This window comes from Bradyrhizobium sp. 142 (assembly GCF_023074015.1).
Lineage (GTDB): Bacteria > Pseudomonadota > Alphaproteobacteria > Rhizobiales > Xanthobacteraceae > Bradyrhizobium.
Genome location: NZ_JADPKQ010000415.1, coordinates 1 through 1,753 on the forward strand (window position 1 = coordinate 1; position 1,753 = coordinate 1,753).

2 protein-coding genes and 1 pseudogene are annotated in these 1,753 nt (G+C 58.0%); all 3 read right to left on the reverse strand.

Annotation, left to right across the window (positions count from 1 at the left end; translation table 11 throughout):
- Positions 1 to 279 precede the first annotated feature (279 nt).
- The 3 genes and pseudogenes from IVA82_RS38580 to IVA82_RS38590 all read right to left on the reverse strand — a co-directional run bounded on the left by IVA82_RS38580 (position 280) and on the right by IVA82_RS38590 (position 1,404).
- Positions 280 to 480, reverse strand: coding sequence for a DUF6494 family protein (locus IVA82_RS38580; protein WP_247381843.1), 201 nt, complete (start codon positions 478 to 480; stop codon positions 280 to 282).
- A 117-nt stretch (positions 481 to 597) separates the two neighbouring features.
- A pseudogene (locus IVA82_RS38585) lies at positions 598 to 952 on the reverse strand (IS5/IS1182 family transposase); the annotation flags it as partial.
- A gap of 83 nt (positions 953 to 1,035) precedes the next feature.
- Complete coding sequence (locus IVA82_RS38590) at positions 1,036 to 1,404, reverse strand: rhodanese-like domain-containing protein (RefSeq protein WP_247381844.1); 369 nt, start codon at positions 1,402 to 1,404, stop codon at positions 1,036 to 1,038.
- Between the last annotated feature and the right edge of the window lie 349 nt (positions 1,405 to 1,753).

Here is a 1,753-nt window from a genome sequence, read left to right on the forward strand (position 1 = left end):
CTCGATTAGCCCCCGCCGCAACTTTGCGCATGAACAATTCAACATGTGTCATGTACTTAGACAAAGCGGTCGTCTGCGCTAGTTGTCTGGGCCGGTGCCGATTGCTGCCGCTTGTGGCCCCTTCGCGATGGTTTGGCCGGCGCCCGGCCATTTCCGAAGTCGAGGGTAGACGGGAGCTGACTGGCCACCGCCGAAACCGGGCGCTGTTGACCCACTGGAAATCAACAGGATTGAATGCTCCACCAAGAGGGCGGCAGTGCCGGGGCAGCCGGGACATCGTCAGAGTGCGATTGTTTCCTCGACTACATGTTTCAGCGGCGTCCCCTCAGCGGACATGGTCATTCGCAGTTTGAGCTTGCCACCTTTCACCGCCCCGCTACGCACCAGGTTCTCAATTTCACGCTGCGATGTAACTCCGACATGCTTCAGAAATTTACGGATAGCCATATTGAAGCGGTCTTCATCGAACTCGGCGGTCATGGCTGTTCTCCCTGGTCGGGCGGGCGAAGTCTAACACGAGGCGAGCAAAGACCAAACATCGAGGCCCAACTCGCGTCGCCGCCGACTTTGCACGGTGCCACTCGTTCCGAGCCGCTTTCCGCCCGGGCAGTGGTAGACGTCGCTGGTCGGATCATATCGAAAGTCGCTGCGCGAGAAGGTACCATCATCCCGCTTCGACTTGTCGAACACGGGGATATGTGGCGCGATACCCTTCTCGACCAGCCAGTTCAGCATCGGAGCCTCCCCGTATGCGATATCCCTGACAAGTCGGTCCGGCTTGAGGCCGAAGCGCTCCTCCATTCGCTCGATCATGGTCCTCGCTGCACCGACCTCGGCCTGGCGAATGGCGCGGGACGCCTCGACGTCGGCGACAATGTCGAACTTCACGTCGATCAGATAGTTGTCGGAGTAAGCCAAATGCCGGGCCCTTGTGCGCCTCAGTCCACCCCGCGCGGATCTTAGCTGTATCAACAATCGTGCAGCCACGCTTGCTCGCAGTAGCCCACGGCAGTATCCCGGACGACGGTGGAAGTTTTATTTCTCTATTGCGCCTGTCCAATCCTTAAAGCCGCCAACGTTATATACCTTTTCATACCCCATATCCTTGAGCACCTTACCAGCGAGAGCTGATCGACCGCCCGAAGCGCAATAGAGAATAACGGTTTTATTAGTGCCGAAGTTCTTGTCGTGGTACGGCGATTCCGGGTCCGCTCGAAACTCCAACATGCCTCGCGACACATTCACGGCACCAGCAATCTTCCCGCTAGCGGCCACTTCGGGTGCATCGCGAACGTCCAAGATGAGCGTATTGCCAGTCGCAATCATTTCAGTAGCTTGTTCCGGCGTAATCTTTGGAACTCCGGCATTGGCAGCTTCGAGCATTTGCTTGACGCTTGTTGCCATCGATCTTCTCCGTTTCCGGCCCCTGTGAGAGAGTAGCACTGCGCGATAGCGCCGTCTGCGACCGCGAGCCGGATGCGGCGCTGGTAATTGGCGGTGGCGAGATTGCCAAACTTACTGAGACAACCCGGCACGACTGCGATTCGTGCCTCAAAGGGCGGCCCCATTGTAAGGCTGCCATCGGCGCGTCGGGGCTGGCTCCTAGCTAGTCTTACTGAGTCAGAAAGTCGCGATCTTTGATCCTGGAATTGCCGGTATTTTCGGGAGATTCGTTTTTCGGCATGGAGAGCTGGGATGGGTCACCCAAGATCGGACGGGAGTGAATCGCGGTTTGCGGCCTATGTCGAGGGGC

Coding starts and splice junctions, on each gene's coding strand:
- IVA82_RS38580 (WP_247381843.1), bottom strand. CDS start 480: ATGACCGCCGAGTTCGATGAAGACCGCTTCAATATGGCTATCCGTAAA.
- IVA82_RS38590 (WP_247381844.1), bottom strand. CDS start 1,404: ATGGCAACAAGCGTCAAGCAAATGCTCGAAGCTGCCAATGCCGGAGTT.